The 14798-nt window shown below is 62.8% G+C and carries 15 protein-coding genes; 8 read left to right on the forward strand and 7 right to left on the reverse strand.

Features of this window, described 5'->3' with window-relative positions; all coding sequences use genetic code 11:
* The first annotated feature begins 113 nt into the window (after positions 1-113).
* Complete coding sequence (locus DUPY_RS23185; RefSeq protein WP_307188207.1) at positions 114-764, forward strand: SRPBCC family protein; 651 nt, start codon at positions 114-116, stop codon at positions 762-764.
* On the opposite strand, the gene DUPY_RS23190 is transcribed toward DUPY_RS23185, so the two are convergent.
* From DUPY_RS23190 to DUPY_RS23215, 6 genes are all read right to left on the reverse strand, one after another.
* Positions 765-1214, reverse strand: coding sequence for a hypothetical protein (locus DUPY_RS23190; RefSeq protein ID WP_070251526.1), 450 nt, complete (start codon positions 1212-1214; stop codon positions 765-767).
* 13 nt (positions 1215-1227) lie between these two features.
* The gene (locus DUPY_RS23195; protein WP_070251527.1) at positions 1228-1683 is read right to left on the reverse strand and encodes a DUF2721 domain-containing protein; all 456 of its coding nucleotides are present in this window, start codon (positions 1681-1683) and stop codon (positions 1228-1230) included.
* Positions 1684-1801: 118 nt separating this feature from the next.
* Positions 1802-2758, reverse strand: coding sequence for a prolyl aminopeptidase (gene pip / locus DUPY_RS23200; protein WP_070251528.1), 957 nt, complete (start codon positions 2756-2758; stop codon positions 1802-1804).
* A 96-nt stretch (positions 2759-2854) separates the two neighbouring features.
* Positions 2855-3595, reverse strand: a complete 741-nt coding sequence (phbB, locus tag DUPY_RS23205; protein ID WP_070251529.1) for an acetoacetyl-CoA reductase — start codon at positions 3593-3595, stop codon at positions 2855-2857.
* Positions 3596-3673: 78 nt separating this feature from the next.
* Positions 3674-4852: an acetyl-CoA C-acetyltransferase gene (locus DUPY_RS23210; RefSeq protein WP_070251530.1), complete on the reverse strand. Its 1179-nt coding sequence runs from the start codon at positions 4850-4852 to the stop codon at positions 3674-3676.
* A 261-nt stretch (positions 4853-5113) separates the two neighbouring features.
* Complete coding sequence (locus tag DUPY_RS23215) at positions 5114-6022, reverse strand: LysR family transcriptional regulator (RefSeq protein ID WP_070251531.1); 909 nt, start codon at positions 6020-6022, stop codon at positions 5114-5116.
* A gap of 104 nt (positions 6023-6126) precedes the next feature.
* On the opposite strand from DUPY_RS23215, the gene metE reads away from it, so the two are divergent.
* The 4 genes from metE to minE all read left to right on the forward strand — a co-directional run bounded on the left by metE (position 6127) and on the right by minE (position 10569).
* Positions 6127-8553 carry a 5-methyltetrahydropteroyltriglutamate--homocysteine S-methyltransferase gene (gene metE, locus DUPY_RS23220; protein WP_070251540.1) on the forward strand — a complete coding sequence of 809 codons (2427 nt, stop codon included), beginning with the start codon at positions 6127-6129 and terminating at the stop codon, positions 8551-8553.
* A 149-nt stretch (positions 8554-8702) separates the two neighbouring features.
* Positions 8703-9464 (forward strand): septum site-determining protein MinC, encoded by a 762-nt coding sequence (gene minC, locus DUPY_RS23225; protein ID WP_070251532.1) that lies wholly within the window; start codon positions 8703-8705, stop codon positions 9462-9464.
* A 35-nt stretch (positions 9465-9499) separates the two neighbouring features.
* Entirely contained in the window at positions 9500-10315 is an 816-nt protein-coding gene (gene minD / locus DUPY_RS23230; protein WP_026637660.1) for a septum site-determining protein MinD, read from the forward strand.
* A gap of 2 nt (positions 10316-10317) precedes the next feature.
* The gene (gene minE / locus DUPY_RS23235) at positions 10318-10569 is read left to right on the forward strand and encodes a cell division topological specificity factor MinE (RefSeq protein ID WP_026637661.1); all 252 of its coding nucleotides are present in this window, start codon (positions 10318-10320) and stop codon (positions 10567-10569) included.
* On the opposite strand, the gene DUPY_RS23240 is transcribed toward minE, so the two are convergent.
* Positions 10566-11093, reverse strand: coding sequence for a hypothetical protein (locus DUPY_RS23240; protein ID WP_307188208.1), 528 nt, complete (start codon positions 11091-11093; stop codon positions 10566-10568). The genes minE and DUPY_RS23240 overlap by 4 nt on opposite strands.
* A 273-nt stretch (positions 11094-11366) precedes the next feature.
* Between DUPY_RS23240 and DUPY_RS23245 the strand changes: the two genes are divergently transcribed.
* From DUPY_RS23245 to prfA, 3 genes are all read left to right on the forward strand, one after another.
* A complete protein-coding gene (locus DUPY_RS23245) occupies positions 11367-12056 on the forward strand; it encodes a response regulator transcription factor (protein ID WP_019923970.1) in 690 nt (229 codons plus the stop codon).
* Positions 12057-12165: 109 nt separating this feature from the next.
* Entirely contained in the window at positions 12166-13440 is a 1275-nt protein-coding gene (gene hemA, locus DUPY_RS23250) for a glutamyl-tRNA reductase (protein WP_070251534.1), read from the forward strand.
* 75 nt (positions 13441-13515) lie between these two features.
* The gene (gene prfA, locus DUPY_RS23255; RefSeq protein WP_070251535.1) at positions 13516-14592 is read left to right on the forward strand and encodes a peptide chain release factor 1; all 1077 of its coding nucleotides are present in this window, start codon (positions 13516-13518) and stop codon (positions 14590-14592) included.
* Positions 14593-14798: the final 206 nt, after the last annotated feature.

Raw genomic sequence — 14798 nt, forward strand, 5'->3', positions numbered from 1 at the left:
AATGGTTGGGTGCGGGTTAGGTGCGGATTACCTGAGGGTTAACGAAGGTTACGGTTTGGTAACGGGAGAGTGTTGTCCTTGTATTCTGCCACCCTTTGCCGTAGGCTGGAAAAATGATGCGATTCCTTCTGTTACTGTTGTTGGGTGTCACCGCCCCGCTGTCGATGGCGCAAACACCGAAGCCGGACACGTCCCGGTTGGAGGTGTCGGTCAACCGGGTGGAGGTGGAAGGGCAGCATATGTACGAACTCGACGCCAGCGGTGTCGTGGCCGCGCCGTTGCCGCGCGTGTGGCGCATCCTCACCAACTACGAACGCATGACCGAATTCGTGCCCGACCTCGAGTCGTGCAAGGTGCTATCGCGCAATGGCAATGAAGTGCTGATCGAGCAATTCGGCGTGGCCCGGCTGCTGTTCATAACGCGGCCGATCCACCTGATCGTGCGCGCCACCGAGCAGCCGATGTCGGCCATCGATATCGCCCTGGTGTCGGGCGACATGAAGCACTACGAAGCGCGCTGGGAACTGATCCCCATGCCCGAGACCGGCGGCACCAAGGTGGTGTACAAGGGCCGCATGATGCCGAATTTCTATGTGCCCAGCCTGTTCGGCTCGAAGATGATACGGTCGGACGTCGAGCACATGATGCGCGCCGTGCTCACCCGGCTGGACCGCCGCGAAGAGCGCCAGCCCAGCGTCAATTCGATCCTGATCCCGCCGCAGGCTACCCCTGCACCAGCACCTGCACCAGCGCCCGCCAAATAGTCAAGACAGCTGGGTATCGCGGTCGCGCAGTTCGGCGAAGTTTTCCAGGCTGCCGATCTTGATCATCACCGGGTTGAGGCTGGCGTGCTGCATGGCGCGCCAGGCAAACAACCACTCCTGCTCCTGCGCCTCGGCTGCCGTCTTGGTAAAGGCGGCGCCCAGCGCGGCGCGCACGCCGTATTCCACCACGCCATCGATGCCGGCCCAGTTGGGCAGGGTGCGCTGCACCGCCCGGTGCAGGCGCTCGCCGAATTCTTCGCTGTTATGGATCACCAGGCAGCTATCGGCGGAAAACAGGTCGAACAGCTTGCGGTCCCACACTTGCGAAAAGCTCAGGGCCAGGCACGGCGGCGCCGCGCGCAGGATGAACTGGCCTTGGGTCAGCGCCAGTTCCAGGTCTTCGCGCACGCCATAGCGGTACAGGGTCGGAGGACGTTGGTAGTCATGCATATGAAACTCGATTCTAATCAGGTTGTTTGGTTGGCGGACGGCGCACGTGACGGAGCGCGCGCATCGCGGCCGAAGCGATAAAGATTTCGCGCAGCAGGTAGCAGAAACTGCCGATCAGGCAGAACACCGAAAACACGAACATGCCGGCAATGTATTTTTCCAGGGCGATGTCGCTGATATCGCTGAAGAACAGCATGGCGATCACCAGGCAGACCATCAGCCCGCACGCGGTGGACAGGGCGATCGAATAGTTGATCAGGTGCGAGCGCCGGTACATCACGTCGAGCTCGTTGATATACATCTCGCTGTAAGCGATATCGAGCCGGTCCTCGAGCACACGCGAGCGGTCGATGATGCGCGCGAGGCGGTTGGTGAGCACGATCAGGTTGGTGCACACGCCCGACAACAGAAACACCGGCGCAATGGCCAGCTGGATAAGGTGGCCGATATCGCCGAGCTGAATATTCATAAATGACGGTACGCTGAAAATGATACTGGGCCTCTTCGGGCGGTCCTTGCTGGGAGTTGCTAGTGTAGCAGCCCGGCACGCTGCCCGGCCAAATTAAGCGCAACCGATCAAGCGCGCCCTAGTCGAAGGCGCGCAGGCGCCAGAACTGCTCGGTAGCTGCCACCAGGGCGCGCGAGATGCCGTGTTCCATGGCGCCATGGCCGGCGTCCGGGATCATCCGCATCACCGAGCCCGGCCACGCCTGCTGCAGGCGCCACGCCGACAGCGGCGGGCAGATCACGTCGTAGCGGCCCTGCACGATCACGGCCGGCAAGTGGGCGATGCGGCCGATGTTGCGTACCAGCTGGTCGTCGCTGAAAAAGCCCAGGTTGGCCATGTAATGCGACTCCAGCCGGCCGACACCGAGGTCGAGCGCATCGCACGGCTCGTCCTCGGGCTGCGGCAGCAGGAATACGCGGCGGCCTTCGAAACGGCTCCAGGCGCGCACGGCCGGCCAGTGGATGGCCGGATCGTCGCTCATGATGCGGCGCACGTACGCGCCCAGCAGGTCGCCACGCTCGGTTTCGGGGATAGGCGCGACGAATTCTTCGTACAGCTCCGGGTAAAACCATTGCACGCCGTGCAGGAAAAAGTCGATTTCCGGCTGGGTGCACAGGAAAATCCCGCGCAGCACAAACCCCAGGCAGCGCTCGGGATGCGCCTGGCCGTAGGCCAGCGCCAACGTCGATCCCCACGAGCCGCCGAACACCAGCCACTGCTCTATGTCGAACTGGCGGCGCAGCCGCTCGATGTCCTCGATCAGCAACTGGGTGGTGTTGTGGCGACATTCGCCGACCGGCACCGATTTGCCGGCGCCGCGCTGGTCGAACAGGATCACGCGGTAGCGCTCGGGGTCGAAAAAGCGCCGGTGCTGCGGCGACAGGCCGGCGCCGGGGCCGCCGTGCAGGAAGATCACCGGAATGCCATCCGGGTTGCCGACCTCTTCCCAGTAAATGGTGTGAATGTCGTCCACTGCCAACATGCCGTGGCGGCTGGGTTCGATGGGCGGGAACAGCGGGGAATGGGGGTCGAACATGGCGATCCTTCAGGTGACGATAGCCGATTGTACATCGTAAAAAAAGCCGGGATCGCGAACGATCCCGGCTTGTCTTGTCGTCATGCCGGCGGGCGATCAGGACATGTGCTGGCCGCCGTTGATGGCGATATTGGCGCCGGTAACGAAAGCAGCTTCATCGGACGACAGGTAGGCGACCAGGCCGGCCACTTCTTCCGGCTTGCCCAGGCGGCCCATCGGAATTTGCGGCACGATCTTGGTTTCCAGTACTTCGGTCGGGATTTCCATGACCATCTTGGTGCCGATATAACCTGGCGAGATGGTGTTGACGGTCACGCCCTTGCGCGCCACTTCCAGCGCCAGCGCCTTGGTGAAGCCGTGCATGCCGGCCTTGGCGGCCGAGTAGTTGGTCTGGCCGAAAGCGCCCTTCTGGCCGTTGACCGACGAGATATTGATGATGCGGCCCCAGCCGCGTTCCACCATGCCATCGCACACCGGCTTGGTCATATTGAACACGGAGTCCAGGTTGGTGCCCATGACGGCATCCCAGTTCGGCTTGTCCATCTTCTTGAAGGTCATGTCGCGGGTGATGCCGGCATTATTGACCAGCACGTCGATCGGACCGATGTCCTTTTCGATGGCGGCGATGCACGCCTGGGCCGAATCGTAGTCGGCCACATCGCATGGATAGGCGCGGAAGTTGAAGCCCTGGTCGCGGGTCGTCGCCAGCCATTGCTCGACCTTGGTATTACCCGGCGAATACGTGGTGACCACGCAATAGCCAAGTGCCGACAACTTGAAGCACACCGCTTCGCCCAACCCGCCCATACCGCCGGTAACCAATGCAACTCGTGCCATGTTGTGTCCCCTCTCAAGTAACGTGAATAACAGACCGCCGCGCACGGCGGACGGTCCGGGTCTATCATTTTGTTGTGGTTATGCGCGCTCGATCGCCAGCGCCACGCCCATGCCGCCGCCGATGCACAGCGACGCCAGGCCTTTTTTGGCATCGCGACGGATCATCTCGTGGATCAGGGTGACCAGGATGCGCGCGCCCGAGGCGCCGATCGGGTGGCCGATGGCGATCGCGCCACCATTGACGTTGATCTTGCTGGTATCCCAGCCCATTTCCTTGTTGACGGCCACGGCCTGGGCGGCAAACGCTTCGTTGATTTCCAGCAGGTCGAGGTCGTCAGGGGTCCAGCCGGCCTTTTTCAGGCACAGGCGGGTGGCGCTGACCGGGCCCATGCCCATGAAGGCAGGGTCCAGGCCGGACGAGGCGTAGGCCTTGATCCTGGCCAGCACCGGCAAGCCCAGTTCCTTCGCTTGCGTGGCGGACATCATGATCACGGCAGCGGCGCCATCGTTCAGGCCCGATGCATTACCGGCGGTAACAGTGCCTTCCTTGTTGAACGCAGGGCGCAGGCCGGCCAGGCCTTCCAGGGTGGAGCCCGGCTTGATGTATTCGTCGGTGTCGAAGACGATGCTGCCTTTTTTCTGGACGATTTCCAGTGGCAGGATTTCATCCTTGAACTTGCCTTCTTTTTGAGCAGTTTCGGCTTTCAGCTGCGATTGCAGCGCGAACTCGTCCTGCTCAGCGCGCGAAATCTCGTATTTCTTGGCGACGTTTTCGGCGGTCACACCCATGTGGTACTGGTTGAATGCGTCCCACAGGCCGTCGACGATCATGGTATCGACCATCTTGATCTCGCCCATGCGGAAGCCGTCGCGCGAACCCGGCATCGCGTGCGGGGAAGCGCTCATGTTTTCCTGGCCGCCGGCGATGACGATTTGTGCATCGCCGCATTTAATTGCCTGGGCGGCCAGGTGAGTGGCTTTCAAACCGCTGCCGCACACGTGGTTGATGGTAAAACCGGGGATGGAGTTTGGCAGGCCGGACTTGATGACAGCCTGGCGCGCCGGGTTCTGGCCGACGCCGGCGGTGAGTACCTGGCCCAGGATCGCTTCGCTGACCAGGTTGGGATCGATGCCGGTCTTGGCCAGCAAACCCTTGATGACGTGTGCGCCCAGTTCGGACGCCGGAGTCTTGGCGAGGGCGCCGCCGAATTTGCCCACACCAGTACGGCCTGCGGCCACGATTACTACATCATCCATGTGATTCTCCAAAGCGCCGGTGTATCGCCGGCATGGTTAGCAAAAAGCGAACTTCGATCAACTCGATCATACGCCTGCCACGCCCGGGGCGTGGCGGCTTTCGATGCTGCGTTGCCGCGAAAACTGCTGCGCAGTTTGCGCAAGGTTTGCCGTGTCAACCGTCATCATCAATCGGGAACTTATCGTAAGGGCGGCAAATGTCCGCCCATTTGATCTGGCTCAATTACCCGGCAACCATTCTGAATAAGACATGCTTATTTGTCACGACAATAATTTGATACCGTCCAGCGTGGCAGCGCACTGCTCGCGTATCACTTTGACGAAGTCGAGCACGTAAGCCTTGTGCTGCTGGGCCGGTGGCACCGACACGAACAGGTCGCTCCACAAGCCCTGCTCGCCCACCGGCTTGGCGATGACGTAGTCGTAATCGACATAGTTCTTGATGGCCCAGTTGGGCAGCGCGGCGATACCACGCCGGCTGGCCACCAACTGCAACACGGCCACGGTCAGTTCAGCCGTGCGGCGCTCGAACTGGATATTTTCCGGCACCAGCACTTCGCGGATCAGGTCGATGCGCGATTCCGGCACCGGGTAGGTGATCAGGGTCTCGCCGGTGAAATCGGCCGCGTGCAGGCGGCGTTGGGCAGCGAGCCGGTGCTTTTGCGCCATCACCACCAGGATCTCGAAGCGGAACAGCGGGAACGTGGCAAAGTCCGGGCCGTACGGCGAGCCGATCACCAGGTCGGCAGCGCCGGTGCGCAGCAGCTCGGCCGGTTCGCTGTGAAAGCCCGACACCAGGTCGATTTCGACATCGGGCCAGCGCTTGCGGAACTCATCCATGACCGGCATCAGCCAGTCGAAACAGGTATGGCATTCGAGCACCACGCGCAACTGGCCAGTGTCGCCCTGGGTCAGGCGCGCCACTTCGCGCTCGGCGGTTTCGATTTCCGGCAGCAGCAGGTCGGCCAGCTTGAGCAGCCGGGCGCCGGTGGCAGTAAACCCGATCGGCACCGATTTTCGCTCAAACAGCGGCCCACCGTAGCGATCTTCCAGTAACTTGATCTGATGCGACAGCGCCGACTGGGTCAGGTTGAGCAACTGGGCAGCCCGTACCAGGCTGCCGGCCGAGCGCAAGGCGCTCAGGGTACGAAGGTGGCGTATCTCTAACATCTATTAATCTTTTTCATGTGAATCCGCAAAATCTTTCGTTTGGATTATAGATCGGAATGCCGCAAACTTTACCGCATCGATATGAAATCCTTATGACAAACGCCATGACTACCGTAAAAACATTCATCCAGACCCATATCCTCGGCCTGCCCCGCGTGGGTGCTGCCCGCGAGCTGAAATTCGCGCTCGAGGCCAACTGGCGCGGAGAGTTGTCCGACGCCGCCCTCGAGCAGGTGGGCAGCGACCTGCGTGCGCGCCACTGGGCCTTGCAACGCGATACCGGCCTCGACTTCGTCACCGTGGGCGACTTCGCGTTTTACGACCAGGTGGCCAACCATGTCCAGCTGCTCGGCTGCGAGCCGGCGCGCTTCGGTTTTACGCCTGAACAATCGCAACTGCGCCGCTACTTCGCCATGGCGCGCGGACTTACCAACGGCGCGAACGCCGACGCCAACGCCAACGATAACGGTCACAGCAGCGTCAATAGCGACGGCCAGGCCGGCTGCATTCATGCCGATCTCGCCGAGCATGCTGGCTGCGACCAGGCCCATCGAGGCGCCGCGCTGGAAATGACCAAGTGGTTCGATACCAACTACCACTACCTGGTGCCGGAATTCGCGCCCGAAACCGTCTTCTCGCTGGCCTGCGAGCGCCTGTTCGCCGAGGTGGAACAAGCCCAGGCGCTCGGCCACGCGGTCAAGGCGGTGTTGCTGGGCCCGCTCAGCTTCTTGTGGCTGGGCAAGGAAAAGGCCGCGTTCGAGCGCCTGTCCCTGCTCGACCGGCTGCTGCCCGTGTACGGGGCCGTGCTCAACCGCCTGAAACAGCTGGGCGTGCAATGGGTGCAGGTCGATGAGCCGATCCTGGGCCTGGACCTGCCTGGCGCCTGGCGCAGCGCGTTCGAGACCGCCTACTGGCAGCTGAACCAGGTCGGTATCGACCTGCTGCTGGCCACCTATTTTTCGCCGCTGGAAGAAAATCTGAGCCTGGCGTGCCGGCTGCCGGTGGCCGGCCTGCACGTCGATGGCGTGCGTGCGCCCCACGAGCTGACCAGCATTGCCGACTGGCTGCCGGTGCACAAGGTGCTGTCGGTGGGCATCGTCGATGGCCGCAATATCTGGCGCACCGACCTCGACGCGGCGCTGGCCGTACTGGCGCCGCTGGTCGCCAAGCGCGCTGGCAAGCTGTGGTTGTCGGCGTCATGCTCGCTGCTGCACGTGCCGTTCACCCTGGCGGCCGAAGACGGGCTCGACGCAGAGATCCGCTCGTGGCTGGCGTTCGCCACCGAAAAACTCGACGAACTGCGGCTGCTGAAAGCGGCGCTGGCCGGTGTGGCCGAGGTGACGGAGGTGGCAGCCGAGGTGAGCGAAGCGCTGGCCATCTCACGCGCCGCCATCGCCAGCCGCCGCGCCAGCGTCCGCGTGCACCAGGCTGCCGTGCGCGAACGGCTGGCAACGCTGCCCGACGATCTCGACCGCCGCGCGTCACCGTTCGCCCGGCGCCAGGCCGAGCAACGACAACGGTTCCAGTTGCCGGCATTCCCGACCACGACCATTGGCTCGTTCCCGCAGACGGCGGCGATCCGCGCCGCGCGCGCCGCCCATAAGCGCGGCGCGCTCGATGCGGCTGGCTACGCCGCCACGATGCGCGCGGAAATCGCCGGCGCCGTGCAGCGCCAGGAAGACATCGGCCTCGACGTGCTGGTCCACGGCGAAGCCGAGCGCAACGACATGGTCGAATACTTCGGCGAGCAGCTCGATGGCTTCGTGTTCACCAAATTGGGCTGGGTGCAGTCGTACGGCTCGCGCTGCGTGAAGCCGCCGGTGATTTTTGGCGACGTCAGCCGGCCGAAACCGATGACGGTGGACTGGACCGCGCACGCGCAGAGCCTGACTGCGCTGCCGATGAAGGGCATGTTGACCGGGCCGATCACCATGCTGCAATGGTCGTTCGTGCGCGACGACCAGCCGCGCGCCCACACCGCGCTGCAGCTCGCGCTGGCGATCCGCGACGAGGTCGCCGACCTGGAACAGGCCGGGATCGGCATCATCCAGATCGACGAGCCGGCCGTGCGCGAGGGCTTGCCGCTGCGCCGGGGCGGCTGGGATGGCTATCTCGACTGGGCCACGCGGGCGTTCCGGGTGGCGGCCAGCGTGGCGGCCGACCGCACCCAAATCCACACCCATATGTGCTATGCCGAGTTCAACGACATCCTGCCGCAGATCGCCGCCATGGACGCCGACGTGATCACCATCGAAACCAGCCGCTCGGACATGGAGCTGCTGCGCGGTTTCGGTGCGTTTCGCTACCCCAACGAGATCGGCCCCGGCGTGTACGACATCCACTCGCCGCGGGTGCCGGGCCGCGCGGAAATGGTGCGCCTGCTGGACAAGGCCAGCGCAGTTATTCCAGTTGGCAATTTATGGGTCAACCCGGACTGCGGCCTGAAAACCCGCGACTGGACCGAAACCGAGGTGGCGCTGCGCAATATGGTGGCAGCGGCGCGCGAATTGCGTCAGCGCCACGCAGCCTGACCGGTCCGCAACGCGGCGCCACCGGGCGCCGCGCCCCCGCATTTTTCCACGGTATCAGCCGTGCGCGTCTCCCCATCGGCGGTTTTCCACAGTAGAATGCCAGCACCTGCGCATGCGCGCGCGGTTGCAACCCTCTCATACTGTCGCCCATGTCCAAGAGCCTGTTTCAAAAGCCGATCGAAATCAAGATATCCACTGTCGTCGCCGTCTCCGCCATCCTTACCACGGCGGACGGCACCGCGCTCGACGCGGCGCTTGCCAGGATGACCGGCGGCAGCGCCGACTTTTTTGAAGACGACCTCACCGTGATCGACATCGCGGCCTTGCCGGATGGCACGGCGATCGACTGGACTGCCATCATCGCCGTGCTGGCCAAGTACCGTTTGAAACCGGTCGCCGTGCGCAATGCGCCCGCCGCCATGGCCGCCGAGATCGCCTCGCACGGCCTGACCCTGGAAACCGCCAGCAAACCGCGCGACGACGAAACGCCGGTGGCGCCGGCGCCAGCACCGGTGAAGGCCTCACCCACCATTTCCAGCACCGCCGAACCGCTGCCCAACGGCCAGAACGTGATGATCATCGATACCCCGGTGCGCGCTGGCCAGCGCATTTACGCGCGCGGCTGCGACCTGATCGTTACCGCCGTGGTCAACAACGGCGCCGAAATCATCGCCGACGGCAGCATCCACGTGTACAACACGCTCAACGGCCGTGCGCTGGCCGGCGCGTCCGGCAATGCCGACGCCCGTATCTTTGCTTTGAATATGTCGCCGGAACTGGTTTCCATTGCCGGCGTGTACCGTACTTTTGAAGACGGCTTCCCGGCCGAATTTGCGCGCTCCCCCGCGCAAATCCGCTTGATGGGCGACCGAATCGATATACTATCTGTCAATTCTGCAACCCGCGCCTGAGTAGCCGCCGTACCTCTTTCTGAAAAGGATTATCTGTGGCAAGAATCATTGTTGTAACGTCCGGTAAGGGCGGTGTCGGTAAGACGACCACGAGCGCCAGTTTTTCCACTGGCCTGGCCATGCGCGGCCACAAGACCGCGGTGATCGACTTCGACGTCGGCCTGCGTAACCTCGACCTGATCATGGGTTGCGAACGCCGCGTAGTGTACGACCTGATCAATGTGATCAACAAGGAAGCCACCCTGAACCAGGCCCTGATCAAGGACAAGCACTGCGACAACCTGTTCATCCTGCCGGCTTCGCAAACGCGCGACAAGGATGCGCTGTCGGAAGAAGGCGTGGAAGTGGTGCTCAACGAACTGGTCAACATGGGCTTCGAGTACATCATCTGCGATTCGCCGGCAGGTATCGAGCATGGCGCGCTGATGGCGCTGACCTTTGCCGATGAAGCGATCATCGTCACCAACCCGGAAGTGTCGTCGGTGCGCGATTCGGACCGCATCCTTGGCATCCTGCAAGCGAAGTCGCGCCGCGCCCAGAGCGGTGGCGAGCCGGTCAAGGAACACCTGTTGATCACCCGCTACTCGCCAAAGCGCGTGGAAGCGGACGAAATGCTGTCGCACGAAGATGTGAAGGAAATCCTGCGCATCTCGCTGATCGGCATCATTCCGGAATCGGAATCGGTCCTGCATGCATCGAACCAGGGCAACCCGGCGATTCATTTCAAGGGCACCGATGTGGCGCAAGCCTACGAGGACGTGGTCGCGCGCTTCCTCGGTGAAGAACGTCCCCTGCGCTTCGTCAACTACGAAAAACCGGGCTTCCTGCAGCGACTTTTCGGGAGTAAGTGACCATGGCCCTGCTTTCTTTCCTGTTCCCGCAAAAGCAGAAAACTGCGACCGCGGCCAAGGAGCGGCTGCAAATCATCATCGCGCGCGAGCGCAACGGCCGCACCGGGCCCGACTTTTTGCCGGCGCTGCATAAAGAGCTGATCGACGTGATCTCGAAGTACACCAAGGTCAACGCCGACGATATCAAGATCTCGCTCGACCGCCAGGGCAACCTGGAAGTGCTCGACGTCAACGTGGTACTGCCGGACGCTTAGGTTTTGTCCACTGGCACTTCGGCCTGCCCTGCGGGGTGGGCCGGGTGGCCCGGGTCCGCTATCCCGGCCAGTTGCAGCTGCTGCGCCACCGTCACGCACGCCTCCACATGCGCATAGCCGATCTGGCGAAACGCGAAAAATCCGATTCCCGCCGACGCCAGCTGGCCCGCCAGCGGCACCAGCTTGCCCGCCTGTTTGGCGGCAGTCTTGACGCCCATGCGGCGCAACACGTGCATCACCACCTCGCGCGTGACCACCTTACCAACCAGCATGCTGCCAATCCCGACTGCCGCCTGGTACGCGATCATGCGAAAGCGTGGATGCATGCGCTCGATTTGTTCCTCGGACAAGCCGAAGTGACGGTTGACGTCTTCGATCAGGTTGGCGAACAGGCGCATGTCGGAAATGATGTCGAGCCCCGGAATGGGCACTGCCGCCACCACGGCCGAGACCATGGCCCGGCGCCGCACCAGTTGTCGGCAACGCTCGCGCACGGCGTCGAGATCGCGTGCCGTGCCCGGCACCAAGATCCAATTTGTGTCTTTTTTCAAACCCATTCTGGCCCCCGGGCAGGAAATTGAAGTTTCTTTCCAAAATTCAACTTCTTCATTGAATTCACAGTTTTTACAGTGTACCTTGTATTGGACAGCCAGTATTACACGATAGAATCTGTCACTTTCTTGGCAATAGTTGTTGTTCCATGGAAAATAATATCTGCTATTCTGGGGAGCAATTGTAAATCTCTGGTATATTACCCAGTGTCAACTCTTTAACAATTATTTCCCACGGGCAGCAGTATGAGAATCGCTGTACTTGATAACGACCGCAGCCAGGCCGACCTGATATGCCAGGTGCTGACCTCCGCCGGCCATATTTGCCATAGTTTTCAGACCGGTAAGGATGTCCTGGCCCAGGTGCGCAAGGACAGCTACGACATGCTCATCCTCGACTGGCAGGTGGTCGACATGACTGGCGCCGAAGTCATGCGCCGGGTGCGTGAAAAGCTGCCAGATACCGCGCCGGTGCTGTTCCTCACCACCAGTTCCGGCGAGGACGATATCGTCGCCGGCCTCGGTGCGGGCGCGGACGACTACATGATCAAGCCGCTGCGCCGCAGTGAAATGGTGGCGCGCGTGCAGGCACTGCTGCGGCGCGCCTACCCGGCGCAGAACGGCGCAGAGCAGTTGCAATTCGGTCAATACGTGTTCGAGACCCGTCCCGGTCGCTTGCTGATGGATGGCATCGTGCTTGATGTCACGCACAAGGAGTTCTACCTGGCGCTGTTATTTTTCCGCAACATCGGTCGACCGCTGTCGCGCGCCTACATCCACGAGGCGGTGTGGATACGCGAGACCGCCGTGCCGTCGCGCACCATGGACACCCACGTTTCCCGCGTGCGCAACAAGTTGCAGTTGAAGCCGGAAAACGGTTTCCGGCTGGTGCCGGTGTACAGCTACGGTTACCGGTTGGAAAAGCTGGGTGCCTGACATCCGGCGGGGCTGTTGCCCGACCCGTTGCCCTCCCATTAGGCAGTCACCCCGGCAGCAGTAGGGACATCACGGTATAATGACCGCATACTCAATGCCCGGAACCGAAATGCAGCTGCTTGCCGTCGGCCTCAATCACCACACCGCCCCCGTCTCGCTGCGCGAGCAGCTGGCGTTCGCCCCCGAGCAACTGGGCCAGGCGGTGGTGGCGGCGCGCTCGTGGTTCGAACGCATCGACCATCGCGGCGCCGACGAAGCGGCCATCCTCTCCACCTGCAACCGCACCGAGCTCTACGCGGCCAGCCAGGTGCCAGATCCGCTCGACGCCGGCGCCCATTTCCTCGCCGATTTCCACCAGCTCAATTACGCCGACCTGCGCCCGCACCTGTACATGCTGCCGCAGCACGACGCCGTGCGCCACACCTTCCGCGTTGCATCGGGCCTCGATTCGATGGTGCTGGGCGAAACGCAAATCCTCGGCCAGATCAAGGACGCCATCCGCACCGCCGACGAAGCCGGCGGCCTGGGCACTTACCTGCACCAGCTGTTCCAGCGCAGTTTTTCGGTGGCCAAGGAAGTGCGCAGCACCACCGAGATCGGCGCCCACAGCGTGTCGATGGCGGCCGCTGCCGTGCGCCTGTCGCAGCGCATTTTCGACAAGATCTCCGAGCAGAACGTGCTGTTCATCGGCGCCGGCGAAATGATCGAGTTGTGCGCCACCCACTTTGCCGCGCAAAACCCGCGCAGTGTCACCATCGCCAACCGCACCCTCGAGCGCGGCGAAGCGCTGGCGCACCGCTTCGGTGGCCGCGCCATGCGCCTGGCCGAGTTGCAGGACAAGCTGCACCAGTTCGACATCGTCATCTCGTGCACCGCCTCGTCGCTGCCGCTGATCGGTCTCGGCATGGTCGAGCGCGCCATCAAGGCGCGGCGCCACAAGCCGATTTTCATGGTGGACCTGGCCGTGCCGCGCGATATCGAGCCGGAAGTGGCGCGCCTGAACGACGCGTTCTTGTACACCGTCGACGACCTCGGCAAGGTGGTGCAGGCCGGCATGGAAAACCGCCAGGCCGCCGTGGCGCAAGCTGAAGCCATCATCGAAACCCGGGTGCAGTCGTTCATGCACTGGATCGACGACCGCGCCGTGGTGCCGGTCATCCAGAGCCTGCACGAAAACGGCGAAGCCCTGCGCCAGCTCGAACTCGACCGTGCACGCAAGATGCTGGCCAAGGGTGAAGATGTCGACGCAGTGCTGGAAGCGCTGTCGCGCGGCCTCACCGCCAAGTTCATGCACGGTCCGCAACAGGCGCTGCACCGCGCCCAGGGCGAAGAACGCGCCCACCTGGCACAGTTGCTGCCACAGTTGTTCCGCGGCCGTCGTTAGCGCCCCTCCCCTGCCCCCGCTTTGCTGCCGCGTCGATCGATGCGGCTTCCGTACCACCTCACACAGAAATACGCTATGAAACCATCCATGCTGGCCAAGCTCGACCAACTGGCGAACCGCCTGGTCGAACTCGATGAATTGCTGATGTCCGAAGGCGCCACCGCCAATATGGACGCCTACCGCAAGATGACGCGCGAACACGCCGAACTCGGCCCGCTGGTCACGCTCTATAAATCGTATGGCGACGCCCAGGGCGACCTGGTGGCGGCGCAAGACATGCTGTCCGATCCGGAAATGAAAGAGTTCGCCCAGGACGAGATCGAAGCGGCCAAGGAACGGCTGGCAACGCTGGAACTGGATTTGCAGAAAATGCTGCTGCCGAAAGACGCCAACGACGAGCGCAACATCTTCCTGGAAATTCGCGCCGGCACCGGCGGCGACGAATCGGCGCTGTTCGCGGGCGACCTGCTGCGCATGTACACGCGTTTTGCCGAGCGCAACCGCTGGCAGGTGGAGGTGGTGTCGGAGTCGGCCTCGGACCTCGGTGGTTACCGCGAAGTGATCGTGCGCCTGGTGGGCAACAGCGTGTACTCGAAACTGAAATTCGAATCGGGCGGCCACCGCGTGCAACGGGTGCCGGCCACCGAAACGCAAGGCCGCATCCATACCTCGGCCTGCACGGTGGCGGTGATGCCCGAGGCCGACGAGGTCGAGGATGTGCACATCAACCCGGCCGACCTGCGCATCGACACCTTCCGCGCGTCGGGCGCCGGCGGCCAGCACATCAACAAGACCGATTCGGCCGTGCGCCTGACTCACCTGCCCACCGGCATCGTGGTCGAGTGCCAGGACGACCGCTCGCAGCACAAGAACAAGGCGCAGGCGATGAAGGTGCTGGCCGCCCGCATCAAGGACGTGCAGTTGCGCGAGCAGCAATCGAAGGAAGCGGCCACCCGCAAGAGCCTGATCGGCTCGGGCGACCGCAGCGAGCGGATCCGCACCTACAACTATCCGCAAGGCCGCATGACCGACCACCGCATCAACCTGACCTTGTACAAGCTCGACTTCATCATGGACGGCGACCTGACCGAACTGACCAACGCACTGGCCGCCGAGCACCAGGCCGAGCTGCTGGCGGCGCTGGGGGATTGAGGGTTGGACATTGGACATTGGACATTGGACATTGGACGTTAGCCGTTAGCCGTTAGCCGTTAGCCGTTAGCCGTTAGCCGTTAGCCGTTAGCCGAGAATCCGTCATTGCCGCGCAGGCGGCAATCCAATTTTTGCGAACCGTGTTGGCGGCGCCACGAAACTGGATTCCCGCCTGCGCGGGAATGACGGATTTGCGGTTGGCGGTT

Source organism: Duganella phyllosphaerae (assembly GCF_001758785.1).
Classification (GTDB): Bacteria; Pseudomonadota; Gammaproteobacteria; order Burkholderiales; family Burkholderiaceae_D; genus Rugamonas; species Rugamonas phyllosphaerae.